This is a genomic window from Bacillus silvicola (assembly GCF_050524305.1).
GTDB classification, from domain to species: domain Bacteria; phylum Bacillota; class Bacilli; order Bacillales; family Bacillaceae_G; genus Bacillus_A; species Bacillus_A cereus_AT.
The window spans coordinates 852,217-875,299 of sequence record NZ_JBNGVC010000001.1; the positions used below are offsets into that span (position 1 = coordinate 852,217).

The window sequence follows — 23,083 nt, forward strand, 5'->3', positions numbered from 1 at the left end:
GAAAGGTAGGAGAAAGTATAATGTCAGATAATTATCGTTCTCGTACAGAACGAAATCATGTAAAAAATCAAACGAAAGAAACAAATAAAGAAGAAAAACCAAAGAAAAAAGGTTCCTTTTTCAAGAAATTCCTTATAGGTTTTCTACTTCTTAGTATCGTCGGACTCGTTGCCGGCGTTTCAGCTTTCTTTGTTATGGTAAAGGACGCTCCGAAATTAGACAAATCAAAACTTGTCAATCCTTTATCAACAAAATTCCTTGATAAAAACGGGAATTTCTTCTATGAATATGGTGCTGAAAAACGAACCCATGTTACATATGAACAAATTCCAAAAGTAGTTGAAAATGCCTTCCTTGCGACTGAAGATTCACGCTTCTATGATCATAGTGGAATTGATTTTAAGCGTACTACAAAAGCAGTTATGGAAAATGTCACTGGTGGTTTTGGATCACAAGGTGGTAGTACAATTACACAGCAAGTAGTTAAAAACTATTTCCTAACGATGGAAAAAACCGCAAAGAGAAAAGTGCAAGAATGGTACTTATCTTATAAATTAGAGCAACAGTACTCTAAACATGAAATTCTAGAAATGTACTTAAATAAGATCAACTTAGGTAACCGTTCGTATGGTATTGCAACTGCAGCAAAAAAATACTACAACAAAGACTTAAAAGACTTAAAGTTACATGAAGCTGCAATGCTCGCTGGTTTACCCCAAGGTCCTAACATTTATGATCCAACAAAACCAGAAAATGTTGAACGAGCAACAAATCGTCGTAATGTTGTACTAACATTAATGAATCGTCATGGCTACATTACAAAACAAGAAATGAACGACGCTATGCAAATCTCTGTAAAAGAAGGTCTTCTTCCATCTTCAGATGCAACTGAAATGCCTTATCAAGCATATTTAGATGCCGTTTTCAAAGAAGTAGAAAAAGAGATACCTGATGTGAATATTGGCTCTGATGGTTTAATAATCCATACAAATCTCGACCTTGAAGCTCAAGATTATGCAGATAAAATAATGGATGGAGATCTTATTAAATATCCAAATGATCAATTCCAAGGCTCATTTGTATTTATGGATACGAAAACTGGAGAAGTTCGTGCAGTCGGTGCCGGTCGTAAAGAAAACAAATCAACATTTAAAGGACACAACATGGCTATCGATTTAAAACGTCAAGTTGGTTCAACAATGAAACCTATTTTTGACTATGGTCCAGCTATTGAAAATCTACAATGGTCTACGTACCATCAATTAAATGACTCAGAGTACACATACTCTGATGGTACAAAAATTAAAAATGCTACAAACAGTTATAAAGGAGATGTCTCCCTACGTGACGCACTAAAAAAATCTTTAAATATTCCTGCTTTAAAAACAGCTCAAGCGGTCGGGCTTGATAAATCAAAAGAATTCGCCAAAGGTCTAGGCATGACATTTAAAGATGATACTGTATTTGAATCAACTGCAATTGGTAGTAATGAAGGCTCTCCGTTAGATGTCGCTGGAGCTTATGCAGCATTTGGAAATGACGGTATGTACAATAAGCCTCATTTCGTTAAAGAAGTTATTTTCCCAGATGGGAAAAAGAAAAGCTTTAAGCCGAAAGAAAAACGAGCAATGCACGATTATACAGCTTACATGGTTACCGATGTACTTCGTGATGTCGTAAAACCTGGTAGTGGTGGTACTGGCCCAACGGCTTATGTTCCCGGTTTTGACGTTGCTGGTAAAACAGGAACACAAAACTTTGATAAATCTGTTATTAAAAAATACGATATTCCAGCAGATGCAAACAGAGATAGTTGGTTCGCAGGATATACGCCTCAATATACAATGGCTGTATGGACCGGTTATGAAAAAGATAGTGCAGAAAATTACATTGGAGATCGTTCTACTAGAATTGCTCAGCAAATGTTCCAAGTAATGATGAGCAAATTCGCTACAGATAAATCTAGTTTCGAGCGCCCTTCTTCTGTACAAGAATTAAATGGAGAACTGTACATTAAAGGTGCGAAAAAAGATGCAGTTAAAGAAATTAAAGTAGATCCACCTAGTGGCCTTAATGTCGCTTTCGATGGTGCTAGCACAGTGACACTGAACTGGTCTGGACCATCATCAAATGTTGATGCATACGCAGCAAGCTATAAAGCTACTGACGGTTCTAGTGGTAGCTTGTCAGTAAGCGGTACGACAGCTACTCTTGGTGGTATTAAACCAGGTGTTACTTACAGCTTCTCTGTAGTAGCGAAAAAGGGGACTGGAACAAGTCCTGCAATTGGTGCATCATTCACTGCGCCTGGCGGAACTCCAGATGCGAAAAAAGCTGAGGAAGAGGCTAAGAAGAAGGCTGACGAAGATGCCCAGAAAAAGGCCAATGAAGATAAACTAAAACAAGAAGAAGCTACAAAAAAAGCTGAAGAAGATCAGCGTAAACAACAACAGCAACAACAGCAACAACAGCAACAACAGCAACAGCAACAACAGCAACAACAGCAACAACAGCAACAACAGCAACAACAGCAACAGCAACAACAGCAACAACAGCAACAACAGCAACAAGAACAACAACGTAAACAGCAAGAAGAAGCTCAAAAGAAAGCTGCTGAAGAAGAGGCTAAGAAGAAGGCTGACGAAGAAGCTAAGAAAAAAGCTGAAGAAGAAGCTAGAAAAAAAGCTGAAGAAGAGCAGCACCACCAGAATACCGGAGGAGATACACCTCACGCAGACGGAGATGTTGTTACATCAGAGTCTTAATAACAAAAAAGAAGTCCTTACTCTTAACGAGAAAAGGACTTCTTTTTTGTTATCATTTTCTTAACATGTAGCTTTTCTATTTCAATATACAACTGTGCTAATTGAATATACGAATGATAATTACTCGGTTTCTTTATAATAAATGAGTATCGTTCTATAAAATTAACAGGTTGTGCTTCCAATTCATTCGTATTTACTTGCATCTCATTCAAACTATGAACAGGCTTCTCATTTAGCCAATATACAACCGATAGCAAGTGTGCTGCAAAAAGAATCATCGGACCCTCAGCTTCTTGTTTTTTTCGGTTTCGAAATAGTGTAGCAATTTCTTCATGCCTGCTTTTCCATACATTTAACACCGCTGGAATACTTGTTTCAATTTCATTCCACGGCTCATATTGTCTTTCAATATCAAATATAAAGTAAGTATTTTGTATTATTTCTTCAAAAGACTGGTCTGTATTATACGTAATCGAATTTGCACTCTTTTTAAAAAATGGTACGTACCGAAACTCTTTCGGTATTTCTATAACTCGCTCCATCCTTTATTTCCCCTTCATTCGTTTCTTTCCTTCACGACATATTTCTAGTAATCGGCACTCTTCACATTGTGGTCGCTGCGCCTTACAGTAATAACGCCCAAAGAAAATCATACGATGGTGTGTAACTCCCCACTCATCCATTGGAATTTTCTTCATCAATGTCTTTTCCACTTCTAACACAGAATCTTTCCATCTACAAATTGCTAACCGTTTACTTACTCTCTCTACATGCGTATCAACAGCAATTGCTGGAATTCCAAATGCTACCGAAACAACTACATTCGCTGTCTTTCTCCCTACTCCAGGTAATTTCGTCAGCTCGTCACGGTCTTCTGGAACTTTCCCGTTATAATCATCTAGTAACATCCGGCACAATTTTTGAATATTTTTCGCCTTATTTCTAAATAATCCAATGGAACGTATATCTTGTTGTAACTCTTCTAAAGACACACTTAAATAATCTTCTGGTGTTTTATATTTTTGAAATAAGTTTTTCGTCACTTTATTCACAAGTGCATCTGTGCATTGTGCAGATAATGCCACTGCGATTACAAGTTCAAATGGATTATCATGAATTAATTCACAATGCGCTTCCGGATACATATCCGCCATTGTATCTAAACAATAACGAATTTGCGTTTTGTTCAACATATCTTTCCTCCTACACTACTGCTCCAACCAATTATAAAAAGGCACTTTCCCAGTAAATTTCGTCTCTTGTTTTGTCGTTTGTTGTGTGCGTTGTTGATTCGCTCTAAATTTCTGGCCTTGATTTTGCGCTTGATCTACCGTTTTAATTCCGTTCTTTTTCCACTCAAACAAAATACGATCAATATACCGGAAATTAAGTTTACCACTCATAACAGCTTCACGAAGAGCCGCTTGAATTAAATTTGGATGGTGTTGATCTTGATCTTCCCACATCCCTAATGTTTCACATTCAAATGGCGAAAGTGGTCTTCCGAATTCTTTTTCAAATACTGTATATAAATTTACTTGAATTTGTTTTTGTTCTTTTTGCTCTTCCTCTATAGATTCATTCATTAAAAAGTGCAATATTTTTTCCCACAGTGGTTGTAAAGAATAACTTTCACACATCATCGCTTCAGATCTTTGTCCACCTTCTAGTGCTAAAAAACCTTTTTGGATTAAAGTCTGAATCACTTCCATGCATTTCATTTCTGTTATCGTCATCCGTTCTGAAATCTCTGAAGGAGTCGGGAACGAATTACCTGATTCTAAAAATGTGTGTACATGAAGTACTACCATAAATTCCGTCTCATTTAAACCTAGCTTTTTATAATGCATCATAAGCAATTTAGGAATCGCTATGCTTCCCTGCTCAAACCATTGTAACATCATTTTCTTTTTCATCACCAAACACCTCGCTTTCTAGTATAACACACCTTTAGCCATTTCTTTTTGCCACAATTCGTCAAAAAAACCTCCCTATATATAGGGAGGCTTTTTTCCATTTACTACAAGAAACAGACGATTAAGCCTGTACTTTACTCTTCATGAACGTATGAATTCGTTCTAATGCTTTCTCAACTTGCTCAAGAGATGTCGCATACGATAATCGAACGTTATTTGGTGCACCAAATCCTGTACCTGGAACAAGAGCCACCTTTTCTTCTTCTAATAATGCTTTTGCCCATTCATCAACTGTATCATACCCAGCTAATGCTACGGCTTCTTTTACATTTGGGAATAAGTAAAAAGCACCTTGTGGCTTAATGCAAGTAAAACCAGGAATTTGAATTAATTTATCATAAATAATGTTCAATCTTTCTTCAAACGCTTGACGCATTGTTTCTACAGGTTCTTGTGAGCCTGCATACGCAGCAATTGCACCGTATTGAGCAATTGAAGTAGGGTTTGACGTACTATGACTCGCTAAGTTCGTCATCGCTTTAATAAGCTGCTTATTTCCTGCTGCATATCCAATACGCCAACCTGTCATAGAATGTGATTTAGATACGCCATTAATAATAAGTGTTTGTTCTTTTAATGCATTAGAAAGCTGGGCAATTGAAGTGTATTCCGCGTCACCATAAATTAATTTTTCATAAATCTCATCTGAAACGATTAAGATATCATGCTCTAAACATACTTCTCCAAGCTGTTGTAATTCTTCTTTGCTGTAAATCATCCCTGTTGGATTGCTCGGTGAATTAATAATAACTGCTTTCGTTTTCTCTGTAATTGCCTCACGCAGCTGCTTTGCTGTAATTTTGTACTCATTGCCTTCTAGACCTTCCACATAAACTGGCTTACCACCAGCAAGCTTTACTTGCTCAGGATAACTTACCCAATAAGGAGTTGGGATGATAACTTCATCTCCTTCATCAAGTAACACTTGGAATAATGTATATAATGCATGCTTGGCACCATTACATACAATAATTTCAGATGGATCATACGCAATTCCTTGATCACGAGTAAACTTCTTCACAATTTCTTGTTTTAATGCTTGTAATCCACCTGTTGGTGTATACTTCGTATGTCCTTCTAACATCGCTTTATGCGCAGCATCCATAATATGTTCTGGCGTATTAAAGTCAGGTTCTCCTGCTCCTAATCCAATTACATCATGACCTTCTGCTTTTAATGCTTGTGCCTTTGCTGTAATTTCTAAAGTTGCAGATGGTGTTAAAGCAGCTACTCGCTTTGCTAATTTCATTTGTAGTTCCCCCTACATCTATTTTTCAATGCTGTAGTGTCCAGCATAAACCCCATTTTGAAACTCTAAATAGTAATACGTATAACGATCTTCCTGATCAATATATGTAATTTCCCACAATGGAATATCGTTTTGAGCACCTAATTTTACTTTTATAATTTCTTTTGGTTTCGGCTTCGGCTCAGCACCTTCTCCTGTAGCTTGTTCAGCCAATTTTTGCAAAGCTTCTTTTTCAGAAATACCTTCGCTCTTTTTCTTCACAAGGACATTTCCTTTTTTATCAGGCACCCAAACAATAATTTGTTCTCCTTTTTCGTCTACACCTTGTACGACTGTATATGAAGAATTCCCGTTATAATAATCCACAGATTTTACCTTTGTAAGCTTTGCCTTTTCTTTTGCAATTTCTACAGATTTTGCCTCTTTAGGGATTTTCTTTTCCATTGCTTTATTATAAACATACGCCCCATATATTCCGCTAGCAACGATTACGATAACGATTGCAAAGATCCACTTTTTCATTGTATCACTACGTTCTGTAAATCGTAAATACAGCTGTTTCTTTATCTTTTTCGTCTAATGCTAATCCGAACATGAGGTCCTGCTCTTTTAACGTACGATTCAAACTATCAACGATTTTATACAAGTCAGACGAATATTTAATACGCGTCGTTGATAGGACTTCGATTTTCTTATCCATGAAAAAACTCCTCCGTTACACAAAAATTTCTAATTATAGAAGAACGCAATGCGGTTACAATAAGAGTACATTCTTTACAACCCCTGCTTCATCACCCATCTATTATAGCAGGACATGTACAGCAAAAAAAGGTTTCAAGTCGAAAACCAATACATTTTGTATACAAGAAGTAAGAAAAATAAAATTCCTCCTACCCACATTTTTTACGCCTGAAGTTTAAATGTACTTCAGGCGTATTTTTATTCCAATTTTATTCATTTGGCCATTCCTTTAATTGTTCTAACAATTCTTCTAGAGGACCTTCATAGAGCGGGACAGTTGGGATTGATTGTAAAAATCGTTTTCCATAGGAAGAACTTGTCAAACGACGATCTAATACAAATACAGTTCCCGTATCTGTATTTGTTCTAATAAGACGACCAAACCCTTGTTTGAAACGTAAGATTGCTTGCGGAAGCGCCAACTTAGCGAATACGTCTTCTCCTTGATTTTTTAACCACTCTCCTTTTGCTTCCATCATCGGCTGATGAGGAGGGGTAAAAGGAAGACGGACAATGACAAGACAACTCAGGGCATCTCCAGGTATATCTATCCCTTCCCAAAAACTACTTGTTCCTAACAAAATCGATTTGTCGAACTCCTGGAATTTGCGGATTAGACGACTTCGGCTCTTATTATTCACACTTTGCGTTAATAATAAATATCCTTCTAATGCCTCATCATTTTTCAAATTCGTATACGCCTCTTTCAACATTTCATACGAAGTGAATAAAACGAGCATTCTACCCTTTGTAGCTTTCGCTATTTTCGCAATATGTGCCGATATAGACTCAATATATTCTTCATTACTTGCTTTCTTAATAAAAGGCACATCCGTTGAAACCATTAATTTCATTTGTTCTTCAAAATGGAATGGTGATGGAACATTTAATGTATTGGGAGCAAAATCATGTAAACCTAGCTCCTCTTTTATATAGTCGAATGAATCATTAACTGTTAACGTTGCTGATGTGAAAATAACACTCTTTTTCTGGGTTAAAAATTCATCAGCAAATCTTTCACCAATATGAACAGGCTGCGCATATAAAACTGTTGAATGAATCGTTCCCTTCGTTTCAGTCTCCATCCATGTCACGTATGAATTTTTTTCTAAGATGAGTAATTGTAAAGATTGTACCATCTTTCTCAACAACTCAATTAAATGCATAAATTCACCTGTAACGACATGCATCTCCCATTCTAATTTACTTTGCAATATATCAACTTGCTTCTCAAGTGTAGTCAATAATTTTCTTACATCATACACAAATCGATTTGTTAACTCGGTAATGCTATCCCATAACTTACCTTTCTCTACTTCCGTGTTATATCGATAAATGAGCGGCATATTGCTCATCCCTTGTTCCTGCTTTGTTTGTTTAAATACGAAAGTCCGTAACATTTGAAATAGTTCATCCGCATCAAATTTCAATTCCTTCAAACTATGACTCACCATACGGAAAGTCGAACGAGATGCTTGCTCTGATTTTTTCATCATTTTATATACTTTAGAAAGTACATCATCTGTTTCTAGCGTACCAAGACGAGATAAAGCTAATTGAAAATACATGCATGAGAACTGTTCACCTAATGTTCTACTCGCCGCTTCTTCTATATGATGAGCTTCATCAAAAATAATATGTTCACATGAAGCAAACAGTGGTTCTTCGCTTGAAAAATCTTGAAATAATAAAGCATGATTTGTAATAACAATATCCGCAAATAATGCTTTATTTTTCGCTCGTTGATAAAAACAACGACTAAACCAGTTACTTTGCACCCCGCCTGGACTATATGCATCACTACAAATACGGTTCCAAAGTAATTTTCCGCCCTCAGGAATATTTAATTCATCACGATCCCCAGTTTTCGTTTGCAATAACCATACTAAAATTTTTGCCTTTGTGAGCGCCATATCATAATTTTTCTCTTCCTCTTGCAAAGCATATTCAAATTTGTGTAGACAAAGATAATGCTTTCTTCCTTTCAGAAGAGCTACTTCAAATGAAAATGGCATTATTTTCTGTAATAACGGTATTTCTTTTTCTAGTATTTGCTGTTGCAGTTGTACAGTTTGTGTACTTATAATGACAGGTTCTTCTTTTTTCTTTGCAAAATAAATACTTGGAAGTAAATATGCAAGAGTCTTCCCCGTACCTGTTCCTGCTTCAATAAGTGAAAACCTAGAATCTCTTAGTGCTGTATATATTTCCTTCATCATAATTTGTTGACTTTCTCTTTTTTGAAACTTTGGCATATTCAATTCAAGTTTATCCATTGTCTTATGTAAGAAAGCATCAAATTTAGATGAACATGTTTCACTGAGACTTAAAGAATAATTCCGCTTTCGAAGCGCAACATTTCGATACACTTCATATCCTTCTGCCCTTTCTTTACCATCCATCATTTTCTTTAAAATATTTTCAGAAAGTACATCAGCTATATCACTTTGGAAAACATCACTTAATTCATAAAGCGATTGCAACGTGACAAGTGGTAACTTTTCAATTTCATTTAAAAATTGTAAAAACAACTCCGCTGTTACAAGAGCATCACTATCCGCACGATGCGGTTGATCGTGCTCTAGTTCATGTTGCTTAGCTAAATCACGTAATTTATAACTATCAGCTGTCGGCAAAAGAATTTGTGCCAACTCAACTGTATCAACTTTTGGGCAATGTATTTCTGTATATCCAGCCAGTCTTAATTCTTCCGTTAAAAAATTCCAATCAAAGTGAACGTTATGTGCAACGAAAGCCGCACCTTGTAATAGCTCAACAATCATCGGGGCTACATCTTGAAATAACGGGGCTTGCTTAACCAAACTCTGATCAATCCCTGTTAATTCTGTAATAAATGGTGGAATCTCTCTCTTCGGATTAATAAAAGATGAAAAAATCTCTAATATCTCTCCATCTTCCACTACAACAGCCGCAATTTGGGTGATTTTATCCTTCCCATCCTTCCAGGAGTTCCCTGTCGTCTCTAAATCAACAACGACATAACGCTTACTCATATATGTAACACCTCAATTTCTTACCTATCAAACACAAAAATTATATAATGTTACTATACCACGTTTTATCTCATCTTAATGAAAAGATGCACAAAAAAGCTATCTCCAGAATAGAGATAGCTTTCCTACTTATAATATCGTACCCGCTTTTTCAGCACCTAACATTTCAATAATTTGATTATCATCGTCTAACACTGCAATTTTTGGCTCTTGTTTATGAACATTTTCTTCTGCCACTAAACCATAGCAAATAATAATAACTTTATCACCTGGTTGTACAAGCCTTGCTGCTGCACCATTTAAACAAACAACACCACTACCGCGTTCTCCTTTAATAACATATGTCTCTAAGCGAGCACCATTATTGTTATTTACAATTTGTACTTTTTCATTTTCTACAATATTTACTGCATCCATTAAATCTTCATCAATTGTAATACTACCTACATAATTTAAATTTGCTTCTGTTACTGTTGCGCGATGTAACTTCGCTCTCATCATTGTGCGAAACATAGATGCTCCCCCTTATTTAACCGTTAATGTTATATTGTCAATTAATCGTACATTCTCAAATTTAACTGCAATTGCTAAAATGATTCGTCCTTCAATTTTATCCATTACTTGTAGTGAAGGATATGCATATAAATCAGCATAATCTACAGTGCCTTTCGTATATGTCTCAATATACTCTTGCACAAGAGTTGTAATGATTTCTGAATTACGTTCGCCTGCCTCAATTTTTTCTTTCGCTATACATAGACTGCGGTATAAATGAGGAGCCTCTTCACGCTCTTCTTGTGATAAGTACACATTACGAGAACTTTTCGCTAATCCGTCCTCTTCCCTTACAATATCCACTGGTACAATCGTAACTTGAATATTAAAATCAGCAACAAACCCTTCAATGACAGCGACTTGCTGTGCATCTTTCATACCGAAATAAGCACGCGTTGGCAATGTGATATTAAATAGTTTCATTAGTACAGTCGCAACACCGGCGAAATGACCAGGTCTTTGTTTGCCGCATAATACGTCGGTACGCTTCACAACTTCTACTGTTGTCGTTTGTTCTGCTGGATACATCTCTTTTACACTCGGATAAAATAAATAATCAACACCATTTTCTTTTGCTACATTTTCGTCCCTATCAATATCACGTGGGTATCTATCTAAATCTTCATTTGGTCCAAATTGTAGTGGGTTTACAAATACACTTAAAACTACAATTTCATTTTCTTCTCTTGCCTTACGCAATAATGTAGCATGCCCTTCATGTAAATATCCCATCGTTGGAACAAAACCGATACTTTTTCCACTTGCATGCAGTTCGTTTGTAATTTGCTGCATTTCTTGCACTGTAGTTATGATTTTCATTATTGTTTTCCTCCGTATAACGCTAAGCATTCTTCCTCTTTCATTGTGAACGAATGTTTTTCTTCAGGAAATTGCCCTGTCTTTACTTCAGTAACGTATTGCGAAATCCCTCGCACAATTTCCTCTTGAACAGACGTATATTGCTTCACAAATTTCGGAACACGATTTACGCCGTACGAAATAAGATCATGGTATACAAGAACTTGCCCATCTACTTTTTGTCCTGCTCCAATTCCAATTGTAGGAATTGTTATTTGCTCTGAAATAAGTTCTGCTAATTGCATTGGCACACACTCTAACACAAGTGCTATCGCACCAGCTTCTTCACATTTCCTTGCGTCTTCTATTAATTTTTTTGCACTTTCAGCATCTTTCCCCTGTACTTTATATCCACCTAGCACTCCTACAGATTGAGGAGTTAAACCTAAATGCGCCACAACAGGGATTCCCGCATTCGTCAAGTAGTGAATAGTTGATATAACTTCTCCAGCACCTTCTACCTTTAATGCATGTGCACCACTCTCTTGAACAATGCGACGTGCATTAACCATCGTATCTTGCAATGAGATATGATAAGACATGAATGGCATATCAGTTACAATAAACGTCTCTTTCGCGCCGCGGCGTACAGCTTTCGTATGATGAATCATATCCTCTACTGTTACTGGAACTGTTGAATCATATCCAAGTACAACCATTCCTAGAGAATCACCAACTAAAATCATATCGACTTTAGCTTCTTCTGCTAATTTAGCAGATGGATAATCATACGCCGTTAGCATTGTAATCGGCTCACCTTGCTCTTTCATTTTCAAAAAATCTGTTTTTGTTTTCAAAAACTACTCCTCCTTTATACAGGAGAGAGGAGATGGCCGAAATCATATAAAAAACCCCTCTGGCCATAAAAGGGCAGAAGGGTTGTGTGTTAGTCGGCATTATTCATCCCTCTGTCCCAGTCCGTTATTGGATCAAGGCAGAATCCAAAGTATTATTTTTTCATACTGCGTAAAATAATGGTGCAGTTCGCTTTGATACTGCCCATATTCGAACTAATTATAGCAAACTCTGAAAAGGAATTGCTACATTTTTTCGAAAAAATAATTTTCTATCCTTATTACGGTATGTGAAATTTATTAATGTCTAAATGACAAAAAGAAGCTCCAAAATAGGAACTTCTTTTACTTAATTTCTATATCCGCAGAATGAATGTGATGTACGTGTCCTTGATGATCCTCAAGCAGCAATACACCATCCTCTGTAATCCCTTTTGCTAATCCATTAATCGTTTGCTTCATCGTTCGAGCTGTAATTTCTTTTCCGATACTTATTGCGTAACTTTCCCAAAGAATTTTTATAACAGAGAAACCATTTTTTAAATACTCTTCATACAATTTTTCAAATTGTAAAAAGATTTGTTGCATAAGTTCTGCACGAACAATTGGCTTCCCTGACTCAATGGCTAACGAAGTTGCAATGTGTTGAATTTCCTCATCAAAATGCTCTTGTTTTTGATTTGCATTAATACCTATTCCCATAATTACAGCATTAATTTTATCTGGATCAGCTTGCATCTCCGTTAATATACCGACAGCTTTTTTACCTTGAATTAAAATGTCGTTTGGCCATTTAATCCCTACATTCACACCCGTACATTTTTCAATTGCTTGCGCCACACTAACAGCCGCTAATAAAGTAAGCTGTGGTGCATGATGAACTGGAATAGATGGACGCAAAATAATACTCATCCAAATTCCAGTCCCTTTTGGTGAATGCCATTTTCTACTTAAACGCCCTCTACCTGCTGTTTGTTCTTCTGCAACGACGATTGTTCCTTCTTCTGCTCCTTCATAAGCAAGTCTTGCTGCAATATGCTGAGTAGATTCAACTGATTCTTCAAAATAAACCGTTCTACCTATACGCTCTGTTTGTAATCCTAATTGAATTTCATTAGCAGTTACCTTATCTGGTTTACTAGCAATTCGATAACCTAAGCGGCGTACAGCTTCGAGTTCATATCCCTCATTACGAAGATCCTCCATATGCTTCCATACAGCAGTTCTAGAACAACCAAGTTTATCACTAAGTGTTTGACCAGATACAAATTCACCATCTGCTTCAGAAAAAACTTGCAATAACTGCTTTCTTATAGTAGATTGCATTTTTCTAGCCACTCCCTTATATTCTCTTTCTTATTGACTAAATCTCCTTGTACGATTGCTTCTTCAATGTTTTGAAGCACTTCGGCAACCCACGGACCTGGCTTTTTATCTGCCCAGCTTAATAAATCATTACCAGTCACATTCATTTCTTGACGATTTTTTATCGGCAATGCATGAAATAATGATTGTACTTGCTTAACAGACGCGCTATTATAACTTTCTATTATCGCTTCATATACTCTTTCCGCCATTTCAGCGATGTGAATTCCAGTTTTATAAAGAAGGACTGTATCCCATTCCTTCTCCTTTCTAGAACGAATTGCTAATAAAACCGCTACAATATCCTTAATCTTTTTATTCGAGAACTTCCATTGACGTAAAAAGACAGATGGATGCTCTTCTCCGATACAATATAAGAAAAATGCCCACGCCTCAATGTCTGTTTCAAAAGAATCCCATTTATACAGCGTAGCTTTCAAGAGTCTTTCTTCTGACATTTGTAAATATGGCAAATGAGAAAATAGCTTCGTTTCTACCAATTCTTGAAGCCCTTTCACACAATACGTACCCGTCAATAACTTTTCGAACTCAACTGTAATTCTTTCAATCGCTATATGTTCGAGCAAATGCCCATACGTTTCAATTGCTTGTTTCGTCTTTGTTTCCAAAGAGAAACCTAACGTACTTACGAACCGAATACCACGCATCATTCGCAGTGCATCTTCTTGAAAACGGTCTGCAGCATCTCCAACCGTTGTAATTTCCTTCAGACGAATCGCTTCTTGCCCAGCAAATAAATCAATCATTTCGCCTTCCTCTGTCATTGCAATTGCATTCATCGTGAAATCACGTCGTTTTAAATCCTCTTCTAATGAACGGACAAATTGAACACTACTAGGTCTCCGAAAATCTTCATATTCGCTTTCTGTTCGAAAAGTAGTTACCTCATACGGTTCACCATTTTCTACAACAATTACAGTTCCATGCTCAAGACCAACCGGAACATGTCTTGGGAAAATAGCCATTACTTCTTCTGGTAAAGCAGATGTTGCGATATCGATATCTCCAATTGGTCTATCGATAATAAGATCGCGTACACTTCCACCAACGAAGTAAGCCTCATGTCCGTGCTGTTTTAATATCTCAATAATTGAACTAGCTTTTTTAAATCTTTCCATTATTGTCATCCCTTAGTATGTCATAATAAATCGCCTCATACTGTGAAACGATTTTTTCCGAACGAAACTGCTCATATACAGATTTCATCGCCCGCTCTCCCATATTACGGTGAAGTTCTTCATTTTCTAGTAGTTGAATTGCTTGCTTAGCTATTCCATCTGTATCTCCAACTTCACATATATATCCTGTTTCACCATGTTGAATGACCTCTGGAATGCCCCCAACCCTCGTTCCAATACTAGGCACACCACACGCCATCGCTTCTAAAATAACGAGACCAAAACTTTCCTTTTCTGATAAAAGCAGCATTAAATCACTCATCGCAAGAAGCTCTGCAACATTATCTTGCTTTCCTAGGAATAAGACACGTTCCTCAATATGTAAACTTTTCACCAATTGTAAAATAGTACAGAACTCTGGTCCATCCCCAACAAGAAGCAATTTCGCATCTACTCCCTTTACAATTTTGGCAAATGACTGTACAACATCCTGTACACGCTTAACCTTTCGGAAATTTGAAATATGAATCAACACTTTTTCATTTTCTCGTATACCATATTCTTTTTTTAATTGAGACATATCACGTTTGAAATACACACGTTCGTCTACAAAATTGTATACCGTCTCAATTTCTTTATCTGGTTTTACAAGTTCATTCGTTTCTTCAATTAACGAATGTGACACAGCAGTAACTACATCAGATTGTTCAATACCAAAGCGAATTAAATTATTTAACGAAGGATCGGAACCTAACACAGTAATATCTGTTCCATGTAAGGTTGTAACAATTTTAATACGCTCTCCAATCATTTGTTTTGCTAAATATGCACAAATAGCATGAGGGATTGCATAATGCACATGTAAAATATCAAGATTTTCTCTTTGAGCAACCTCGGCCATTTTACTTGCTAACGCTAAATCGTAAGGTGGATATTGAAATACTGAATATTGATTTACTGCTACTTCGTGAAAATAAATGTTTGGATACACTTTATTTAACCGGAATGGTACACCCGATGTAATAAAATGAATTTCATGCCCACGTTCCGCCAATTGCTTTCCTAATTCCGTTCCAACAACACCAGAACCACCTACAGAAGGATAACATGTAATACCTATTTTCAATCTCATTTACATCCCCCTATTAAATCAGCATGTAATAAAACCGGTTTCTTACTCATAAATCCTTCGGCATACATCACTCCAACTTCTTTCCCAAACATCTTCTCACGAGCAATTACTGTTTCAACGTAACCTTCAGTTAATGGCGTCTTAACACCATCACTTCCTGTTGAAAACTGACTTTCATACGCTTCTAACGCCTCCACCTTTTTAGAAAGGTATTCACTAATATCTATACAAAAATTCGGTTTATGAAAACCATTAATCATATAATTATAAAAAGACTCTACACGGTGCGGCGAAATCTCCGGCATATATTTACGAATTCCCGCTGAGAAGATAGCTTCTTCCACAAGTTTCGCGCAATTAGCATGGTCTGGATGACGATCTTCGTAATATGGTGCGAAAATTAGCGTTGGTTTATATGTACGAATAACCTTTACAATTTCACGTATATATTCTTCTTTCATATACAAACCACGGTCTGGCATTGCTAAATTAATTCTCGTTTTTACTCCCATAATACGAGCAGCAGCTTTTGCTTCTTCTTTTCTTAGTTCTACCGTTCCATTTGAAGAAAGATCAGCTTCTGTTAAATCGCAAATGCCTACTTCATATCCTTGCTTCGTATACTTTGCAATGGTACCTGCCATGCCGATTTCAACATCATCGGCATGAGCACCAAACGCTAATATATGTAATCCACTCATAATTGTTCCCCTCATTTTCTTAACTTTCGGTAATCTAAATCTCCCCGCTCTAATGCATGCATTAGCATTTCAGCACTTGCCATATTCGTTGCTAGTGGGATGGCATATACATCACATAAGCGAAGTAACGCATTGACATCAGGTTCATGCGGCTGCGCTGTTAGTGGATCCCGGAAAAAAATCACCATATCCATCTCATTTTTTGCAATCATTGCACCAATTTCTTGATCGCCACCAAGAGGACCAGATTGATATCTTGTTACAACTAAACCAGTTGCCTCCATAATACGAAGGCCTGTCGTTCCTGTTGCAAAAAGTTCATGTTTTTCAAAGATTGGTTTATATGCGTACGCGAATGAAACCATATCATCTTTCTTTTTGTCATGTGCGATTAAGGCAATTTTCATCCGTTGTCTCCCCTTTAGTCGATAATATTTTCTAAACCGTACACAAGATGATCAAGGTTCATTACTGTTTCAATTGATAGTTTTACACCTGACATAAATGATGCACGATTGAATGAATCATGACGAACTGTTAACATTTGTCCATCTCCGCCGAACATTACTTCTTGGTGTGCAATAAGCCCTGGTAGACGTACGCTATGAATGTGAATACCGTCCACATTTGCACCACGTGCTCCTTCTAATTGTTCTGTTTCATTAGGATGCCCTTGCTCTTTTGGTACACGATTTTGACGGATTAATTCTACTGTTTTTACAGCCGTACCTGATGGTGCGTCTAATTTTTGATCATGGTGTAATTCAATTACTTCAACATCTTGGAAGTACTTCGCTGCCATTTGTGAAAATTTCATCATAAGAACTGCACCAATTGCAAAGTTTGGAGCGATAATTGTTCCTACTTCTTTTTCTTTTGCATTTTCTGTTAATTGCTTTAGTTCTTCTTCAGTAAATCCAGTTGTACCAATAACAGATCGAAGTCCACGTTCAACTGCAAGTGTCACATGTTTCTTTCCAATTTCTGGTGTTGTTAAATCTAACAATACATCTGCTTCTACTTCATCTAAACAAGTATGTAAATCCGCGTAAATAGGTGCATCTAGCGCTGGCATTCCAGGTAAATCAGAAATTTTTTCTCCGCCATGCTTATAATCAATTGCTGCTACTAAATTGAAATGCGCTGTTCTTTCCATTAGAAGGACTGCTTCATGTCCCATACGTCCTCTTGGTCCAGCGATAATTACTTTAATTTCTTTCATGCTTCTTTCTCTCCCTCATCAATACGTGTCCAGCGATCTTTATCACGTGTATTAAATTTATTCATTACAATGTTATGCGCTGTTTCTAAATCAATATTTAAACTATTTGCCATACAAATCATAACAAATAACACATCTCCAAGCTCTTCTTCAATACTTCGTTCTATCTCCGTCGTTTTCTTCGGTTTCTCACCATAATAATGATTAACCTCTCTTGCAAGCTCTCCCATTTCTTCAGTTAAACGAGCCATCATTGCAAGCGGACTAAAATAACCTTCTTTAAATTGACCGATATATGCATCTACTTCCTTCTGCATATCTTTCATCGTTTTTGCTTCCATACTAGTCACCTCTTATTCCTTCCTCTTTCATGTTAGCCAATTCATCGCGATTTGACAAATATTATTCTCTCATATCCCTATTTACGACTCTTTTTTGGATAGACTATAATAAAGTGAAACTTCTTTTACGTGATTTTTACAAAAAATTAGCCTGAACCAATCGGGTCCCTACGGCTGGTTCGTCCTTTTTTTCCTTCGCTTTTCCCTCTACCAGCCGTTGGGACGGGGGAAAGTGAAACTTCTTTTGCAATGTTTTTCTGCAAAAGATTAGTTGAATCAATCGGGTCCCTACGGCTGGTTCGTCCTTTTCTTCTTCGCTTTTCCCTCTACCAGCCGTTGGGACGGGGGAAAGTGAAACTTCTTTTACGTGATTTTTGCAAAAGATTAGCCTGAATCAATCGGGTTCCTATGATATTCACTATTTTTATTAGCAGCTAGAAATAACTTATTATGTTTTGCCGTTTAAGCGGAGCAATTCCAATCATTACATAACTAGGGGGATTTCTATATGAAAGCAAACTTGAAGATTCGAAATATCATTTTCATCTTAATCGGTTCCGCTATTTTTTCTTTCGGTATTGTGAATATCAATATTGAAAACCATCTTGCAGAGGGTGGGTTTACCGGCATTACGCTATTATTATATTTTCTATTTTCGCTTGACCCTTCCTATACAAACTTAATTTTAAATATCCCTATATTTTTTATTGGTTGGAAGTTACTCGGCCGAACAACATTTTTATATACACTAATCGGTACATTTAGCGTATCTTTATTCCTATGGATTTTCCAACGCTACGAAGTACTCAACTTACATTTAAACTTGCAAAATGATATGACACTGGCTGCTTTATTCGCAGGGGCATTTATCGGTATAGGACTTGGGATTATATTTAAGTATGGTGGGACTACTGGCGGTGTTGATATTATCGCAAGACTAGCTCATAAATATGTTGGCTGGAGTATGGGGAAAACGATGTTTATGTTTGATGCGGTCGTTATTATTGTCTCTATTCTTACATATTTATCATACCGCGAGGGCATGTATACGTTAGTTGCTGTTTTTATCGGGGCTAAGGTTATTGATTTTATGCAAGAAGGAGCTTATGCAGCAAAAGGTGCAACTATTATTTCTGATAAAAACGATGAAATTGCTGCAAAAATTTTATCAGAAATGGAGCGCGGAGCTACCTTTTTAAAAGCAGTTGGATCCTATACAAAAGTTGAACGAAATGTACTATATTGTGTCGTTGCAAAAAACGAAATCGTGAAATTAAAAAATATCATTACTTCTGTAGACCCTCACGCCTTTGTTGCTGTAAGTGATGTACATGATGTCGTCGGTGAAGGATTTACACTAGATGAAAATAAAAATCCGTTACATAATTAAATTCAACTAGAAAAGCTCTTTAGCTTTTCTAGTTTTTTATTATACATCTTTTAAGTTTCTCCAAATCCTCATAAATGAGCTCCAATAAACTCCGATTATAAAAAATTGAAGCTGGATGAAAGGTCGGAAAAATATAATATTCTTTTTCTGTCCATATAAATTCTGTACTGCTACTATCTTTCAATTGCTGCACGGGTTGCTTTAACAATTCACCATGAACACTCGTAATTTTATTATTTTTACCAACGAAACGCTGCAGTGCAATATTACCAAGTGTCACAATAACAGGCGGATGTATAAGTTCCAACTCATAGTCTAACAAAGGTGCATGAGCAAGTATTTCTCCTTGATTTGGTGTTCTATTGTACTTCTTCTGTATTATTTCGCCATTTCGTTCCCTTTTCTCTCTCCATTTATAAGGTCTACTCCGAACCGCACTCGTAATATATACCTCTTCCCTTGTAACGTGAATACATTCTAAAAACTCCATTAAATGTTTTCCGGCTCTCCCGCTAAACGGGATACCATTATGAATTTCCGTTTCACCAGGTGCTTCTCCAACAAGCATTAATTTTGGATTTCTAGGACCTTGTCCACTTAAAAAACCTTCTAATTGGTATGTAGCACTTCGCTCCCTCACTTGTTTAACTAAATGTTCTGGGTATTCTATGTCTGTCACCTTCTTTCAACATTCCATACTTATCTTTTTTAACTAGTTCTATACCCCATATTATTTCTATTATTTCCATTTGTAACATGTTATAAGATTCATTCCACGAAACAAAAAAAAGACTATCATAATTGATAGTCTTTAATCGTCGCTACGCTGCATACCAGTATAAATTAATACAAGGCGTAATAATTCAAATACTGCTACAGCCGCTGCTGCTACATATGTTAATGCTGCCGCATTTAATACTTTACGAGCTTGACCGTACTCATCTGTCGATACGATACCAAGTGCTTCAATTTGTTGCATTGCACGTTTTGAAGCATCAAATTCAACTGGTAATGTAACAAGTTGGAAAATAACACCTGCTGCCATTAAAATAATTCCTAGTAACAACAAACCAGACATTTGTGCAAATACACCAATTAGTACAAATACCCATGACATGTTTGAACCAAAATTAGCAACTGGCACTAACGAATGGCGTACACGCATGAAGTTATAATCTTTCGCATCTTGAATTGCATGTCCTACTTCGTGTGCTGCTACAGCTGTACCAGCAACTGAATGTCCATAATAGTTATCTGTTGATAATCGAACTGTTTTTGCGGTTGGATCGTAATGGTCCGACAAATGACCCGGTGTTTCTTCTACAGCTACATTGTACAATCCATTTTCATCTAAAATTTTCCGAGCAACTTCCGCTCCTGTCATACCTGAAGTTGAATAAACTTGTGAATACTTGCTATAGGCACTACGTACTTTTGACTGTGCATACAACGGTATGATCAAAATGATCGCGAAGTAAATTAAATAAAACATCATAAACCTCCATTGAAGTTTTAATTATAGTACTTCTCATTCTATTTTTTTCTTACACCATTGTCAATAAATAAACCTTACAATCCGTATCTTTATTTATACACATTATCTATCTTTAGAATGCAAGTTACTTCTCCGTTTCTCTCTCTCTCCTTTATACTTTCTCCACCCAACATACGTTAAAGTGAACAAAATAAGTCCTCCAGTAATGGTCATAAACCAAATGAGAGAGGGCGCAATCTCATCTTTTTTTACTGTATGAAATATTTTTTGTAAATCACCTTTAATAATCCCTAGTTGCATTTGTCCACCTTTTGTTTTTAACATAACGTTACGAAATTCATCCAAATAAGATAAATGTGCATTTACACGCTGCGCTTCGTTTTCTGGCAGGGCAATCATTAAACTCGGATAAATAATATTAAATTCATTTAAAAATGTATTTAGCGTCTGTTGGAACTGTCCATCATCTTCTTTTTTCATCGCTTTTTCTACTTGAGAAAAAGCATCCATAATCTTTCTTTCTCTTTCCATCCAAAGTGGCTGATATTTAGATACTTGTGCATCAACAGCAAGTTGTAACGCTAACATATTATCAACTTTAACTTGCTTATCTAAATCTTCCACAAGAGATTGTTTCGCCTTATCGTATGCCAAAGAAACGACTCTAATTTGTCCCGGAGTTACTTTTGAATTATTTTCATTTTCCTTTGATAGAAACTGCTCTGAGAAATGGTGCAGTACTTGTATTGCCTTCTCATCTTCATTTTTCTTTACTAACTGTAAAGAGTCATCTAGCAATCCAGTTAGTTCACTCCACTCTTCAGCATATATACGTACTGGAAACATTATAATTAGAAATGCTATCAGTCCAATTAATGTTCTCTTCATCCCGGTCCCCCCTATAACTACTAGTACAAAATATGTGGAGTTGGACAAGAATAGAACAGAACAAAACCAAAAAATATATTATCTTTATGAAAGCAAAAAAATTCTCTTTAGACAGAGAATTTTTTCTTTGAAACCCTTTTCTTTTTCACTAAATATTTATACACACCGTAACAAAGTATGCTTCCACTTAAAATCAATAATAAAATAACACATGCAGCATGCATAAAGAATTCTTCCGGTAACGTTAAAATAATCGGATCTGTTTCAATATCAAACATCCAATAATCATTGCTAAATAAAAGCTTATGAAATAATACAAAACTCTTTTCAAAATTAATAGCGATTGGTAACATCAGTGCTATCGGAAATATGATTGTTAAAATCGATCCGTGCAGTAAAAACTTTTCATTTTTTCTTTTTAATAAATAAACGCCGCCTATTACTGCAATCGTAATTGTCGCATACATCACATATTGAATCTTTACTAAAATATTTTTAACATCTACAAAATGAATGCGACCATTTGTAGACATATCTAATGTAGGAAACTGTAATGCTCCGTCATAAAACGGAGATAAATATGTAATCAGCACATCATAGTTTCTTTTAATTTCATCTTTCGTCATATCCGCTAAGTCTGGAATATTTAAGAAATCAATTTCAAAATAATACAGCCATTTTCCATATACAACTACCATTGTCGCGAGAGCGAAAATAGAAAATGCTATGCTATATGAAACAACTAAAGTGATCAATCGATCCAATATGTTTATACCACTCTTATTTTTCTTCATTTTCTCCCCCTAAATGTTCTCACCATCATAAAGAAAACTGTTTTCGGTTCTCACGTAAGCAATAATAATATGTGATACACAGTACAACAATACTTAGCCAAAACGTAAAATAACCAATTTCCTCTACAAATAAATGCATAATTCCGTATCTCGGCATTTGCCAAAATAAATAATCAATTGCATCATTATGTAACGTCCATATGCCAGCTACAATGAAATGCCATTTTTTTATCCGATAAAACGGAGCATATAACACTCCCTGCACCGCCATTGCAAAATGAGATAACATTAACATATATCCCATAAGACCAATAGGACCTTTTACATAAATCATAATTGCATTTACAACAACCGCCCAAATACCATATTTTATTAAAGTAACTATCGCTAGTGCCTCTATTAATCCCCAGTTCTTCTTTATCAAAAAAGCGATTAGAACAAAGACAAAAAAGAGGCTCGCCATCGGGCTATCTGGTACAAACGGCCAAAATATTAGGGACGTTTCTTTTAATTGATTTCCATACCATATAAACCCGTAAATTGTGCCTAATATGTTAACAATCAATAAAAATAATAATACTGAGCGCTGTCTTAACATTGCATACACGTAAACCAATCTGTATGTCCAACACCTTTCAAGCAAAGTAATTCATTCACTAAATCC

24 protein-coding genes are annotated in these 23,083 nt (G+C 36.2%); 2 read left to right on the forward strand and 22 right to left on the reverse strand.

Annotation, left to right across the window (positions count from 1 at the left end):
- Positions 1–20: 20 nt before the first annotated feature.
- The gene (locus tag ACP6L7_RS04475; RefSeq protein WP_430528899.1) at positions 21–2,765 is read left to right on the forward strand and encodes a PBP1A family penicillin-binding protein; all 2,745 of its coding nucleotides are present in this window, start codon (positions 21–23) and stop codon (positions 2,763–2,765) included.
- A 23-nt stretch (positions 2,766–2,788) separates the two neighbouring features.
- Here ACP6L7_RS04475 and ACP6L7_RS04480 read toward each other — a convergent pair whose 3' ends face one another.
- The 17 genes from ACP6L7_RS04480 to ACP6L7_RS04560 form a co-directional block, all read right to left on the reverse strand.
- Positions 2,789–3,307, reverse strand: coding sequence for a YpoC family protein (locus ACP6L7_RS04480; protein ID WP_097831704.1), 519 nt, complete (start codon positions 3,305–3,307; stop codon positions 2,789–2,791).
- 3 nt (positions 3,308–3,310) lie between these two features.
- Positions 3,311–3,958, reverse strand: coding sequence for an endonuclease III (gene nth, locus ACP6L7_RS04485; RefSeq protein WP_000933020.1), 648 nt, complete (start codon positions 3,956–3,958; stop codon positions 3,311–3,313).
- Between the two features lie 15 nt (positions 3,959–3,973).
- Positions 3,974–4,681, reverse strand: a complete 708-nt coding sequence (dnaD, locus tag ACP6L7_RS04490) for a DNA replication protein DnaD (RefSeq protein ID WP_000728545.1) — start codon at positions 4,679–4,681, stop codon at positions 3,974–3,976.
- 121 nt (positions 4,682–4,802) lie between these two features.
- Complete coding sequence (gene aspB / locus ACP6L7_RS04495) at positions 4,803–5,990, reverse strand: aspartate transaminase AspB (protein ID WP_097831705.1); 1,188 nt, start codon at positions 5,988–5,990, stop codon at positions 4,803–4,805.
- 18 nt (positions 5,991–6,008) lie between these two features.
- A complete protein-coding gene (locus tag ACP6L7_RS04500) occupies positions 6,009–6,512 on the reverse strand; it encodes a cell wall elongation regulator TseB-like domain-containing protein (RefSeq protein ID WP_097831706.1) in 504 nt (167 codons plus the stop codon).
- 7 nt (positions 6,513–6,519) lie between these two features.
- Entirely contained in the window at positions 6,520–6,690 is a 171-nt protein-coding gene (locus tag ACP6L7_RS04505) for a YpmA family protein (RefSeq protein ID WP_000358352.1), read from the reverse strand.
- Between the two features lie 250 nt (positions 6,691–6,940).
- Complete coding sequence (gene dinG, locus ACP6L7_RS04510) at positions 6,941–9,745, reverse strand: ATP-dependent DNA helicase DinG (protein ID WP_097831707.1); 2,805 nt, start codon at positions 9,743–9,745, stop codon at positions 6,941–6,943.
- Between the two features lie 129 nt (positions 9,746–9,874).
- A complete protein-coding gene (gene panD, locus ACP6L7_RS04515) occupies positions 9,875–10,258 on the reverse strand; it encodes an aspartate 1-decarboxylase (RefSeq protein ID WP_000490180.1) in 384 nt (127 codons plus the stop codon).
- Positions 10,259–10,270: 12 nt separating this feature from the next.
- Positions 10,271–11,119 (reverse strand): pantoate--beta-alanine ligase, encoded by an 849-nt coding sequence (gene panC, locus ACP6L7_RS04520; RefSeq protein WP_097831708.1) that lies wholly within the window; start codon positions 11,117–11,119, stop codon positions 10,271–10,273.
- The gene (panB, locus tag ACP6L7_RS04525; protein ID WP_097831709.1) at positions 11,119–11,955 is read right to left on the reverse strand and encodes a 3-methyl-2-oxobutanoate hydroxymethyltransferase; all 837 of its coding nucleotides are present in this window, start codon (positions 11,953–11,955) and stop codon (positions 11,119–11,121) included. Before panB ends, panC begins: the two co-directional genes overlap by 1 nt.
- Before the next feature lie 342 nt (positions 11,956–12,297).
- Positions 12,298–13,278, reverse strand: coding sequence for a biotin--[acetyl-CoA-carboxylase] ligase (locus ACP6L7_RS04530; RefSeq protein ID WP_430528900.1), 981 nt, complete (start codon positions 13,276–13,278; stop codon positions 12,298–12,300).
- Positions 13,263–14,456: a CCA tRNA nucleotidyltransferase gene (locus ACP6L7_RS04535; protein ID WP_097831711.1), complete on the reverse strand. Its 1,194-nt coding sequence runs from the start codon at positions 14,454–14,456 to the stop codon at positions 13,263–13,265. The genes ACP6L7_RS04530 and ACP6L7_RS04535 overlap by 16 nt, the downstream gene beginning before the upstream one ends.
- Complete coding sequence (gene bshA, locus ACP6L7_RS04540) at positions 14,443–15,588, reverse strand: N-acetyl-alpha-D-glucosaminyl L-malate synthase BshA (RefSeq protein WP_097831712.1); 1,146 nt, start codon at positions 15,586–15,588, stop codon at positions 14,443–14,445. The genes ACP6L7_RS04535 and bshA overlap by 14 nt, the downstream gene beginning before the upstream one ends.
- Positions 15,585–16,289 carry a bacillithiol biosynthesis deacetylase BshB1 gene (gene bshB1, locus ACP6L7_RS04545; protein ID WP_097831713.1) on the reverse strand — a complete coding sequence of 235 codons (705 nt, stop codon included), beginning with the start codon at positions 16,287–16,289 and terminating at the stop codon, positions 15,585–15,587. The genes bshA and bshB1 overlap by 4 nt, the downstream gene beginning before the upstream one ends.
- An 11-nt stretch (positions 16,290–16,300) precedes the next feature.
- Positions 16,301–16,696 carry a methylglyoxal synthase gene (mgsA, locus tag ACP6L7_RS04550; RefSeq protein WP_000684753.1) on the reverse strand — a complete coding sequence of 132 codons (396 nt, stop codon included), beginning with the start codon at positions 16,694–16,696 and terminating at the stop codon, positions 16,301–16,303.
- A gap of 14 nt (positions 16,697–16,710) precedes the next feature.
- A complete protein-coding gene (gene dapB, locus ACP6L7_RS04555) occupies positions 16,711–17,511 on the reverse strand; it encodes a dihydrodipicolinate reductase (RefSeq protein WP_000658792.1) in 801 nt (266 codons plus the stop codon).
- Entirely contained in the window at positions 17,508–17,852 is a 345-nt protein-coding gene (locus ACP6L7_RS04560; RefSeq protein WP_002158575.1) for a nucleotide pyrophosphohydrolase, read from the reverse strand. Before ACP6L7_RS04560 ends, dapB begins: the two co-directional genes overlap by 4 nt.
- A 508-nt stretch (positions 17,853–18,360) precedes the next feature.
- Here ACP6L7_RS04560 and ACP6L7_RS04565 point away from each other — a divergent pair.
- Complete coding sequence (locus ACP6L7_RS04565) at positions 18,361–19,242, forward strand: YitT family protein (protein WP_000646622.1); 882 nt, start codon at positions 18,361–18,363, stop codon at positions 19,240–19,242.
- 28 nt (positions 19,243–19,270) lie between these two features.
- On the opposite strand, the gene ACP6L7_RS04570 is transcribed toward ACP6L7_RS04565, so the two are convergent.
- The 5 genes from ACP6L7_RS04570 to lhaT all read right to left on the reverse strand — a co-directional run bounded on the left by ACP6L7_RS04570 (position 19,271) and on the right by lhaT (position 23,035).
- The gene (locus ACP6L7_RS04570) at positions 19,271–19,912 is read right to left on the reverse strand and encodes a uracil-DNA glycosylase (RefSeq protein ID WP_097831853.1); all 642 of its coding nucleotides are present in this window, start codon (positions 19,910–19,912) and stop codon (positions 19,271–19,273) included.
- Between the two features lie 141 nt (positions 19,913–20,053).
- Positions 20,054–20,734, reverse strand: coding sequence for a zinc metallopeptidase (locus ACP6L7_RS04575; protein ID WP_000499538.1), 681 nt, complete (start codon positions 20,732–20,734; stop codon positions 20,054–20,056).
- Positions 20,735–20,839: 105 nt separating this feature from the next.
- A complete protein-coding gene (gene ypjB / locus ACP6L7_RS04580; RefSeq protein ID WP_097831714.1) occupies positions 20,840–21,625 on the reverse strand; it encodes a sporulation protein YpjB in 786 nt (261 codons plus the stop codon).
- Positions 21,626–21,732: 107 nt separating this feature from the next.
- A complete protein-coding gene (gene lit, locus ACP6L7_RS04585) occupies positions 21,733–22,419 on the reverse strand; it encodes a lipoprotein intramolecular transacylase Lit (RefSeq protein ID WP_097831715.1) in 687 nt (228 codons plus the stop codon).
- 25 nt (positions 22,420–22,444) lie between these two features.
- Positions 22,445–23,035, reverse strand: coding sequence for a lipoprotein heptaprenylglyceryl N-acetyltransferase LhaT (gene lhaT, locus ACP6L7_RS04590; RefSeq protein WP_141533343.1), 591 nt, complete (start codon positions 23,033–23,035; stop codon positions 22,445–22,447).
- Positions 23,036–23,083 lie beyond the last annotated feature (48 nt).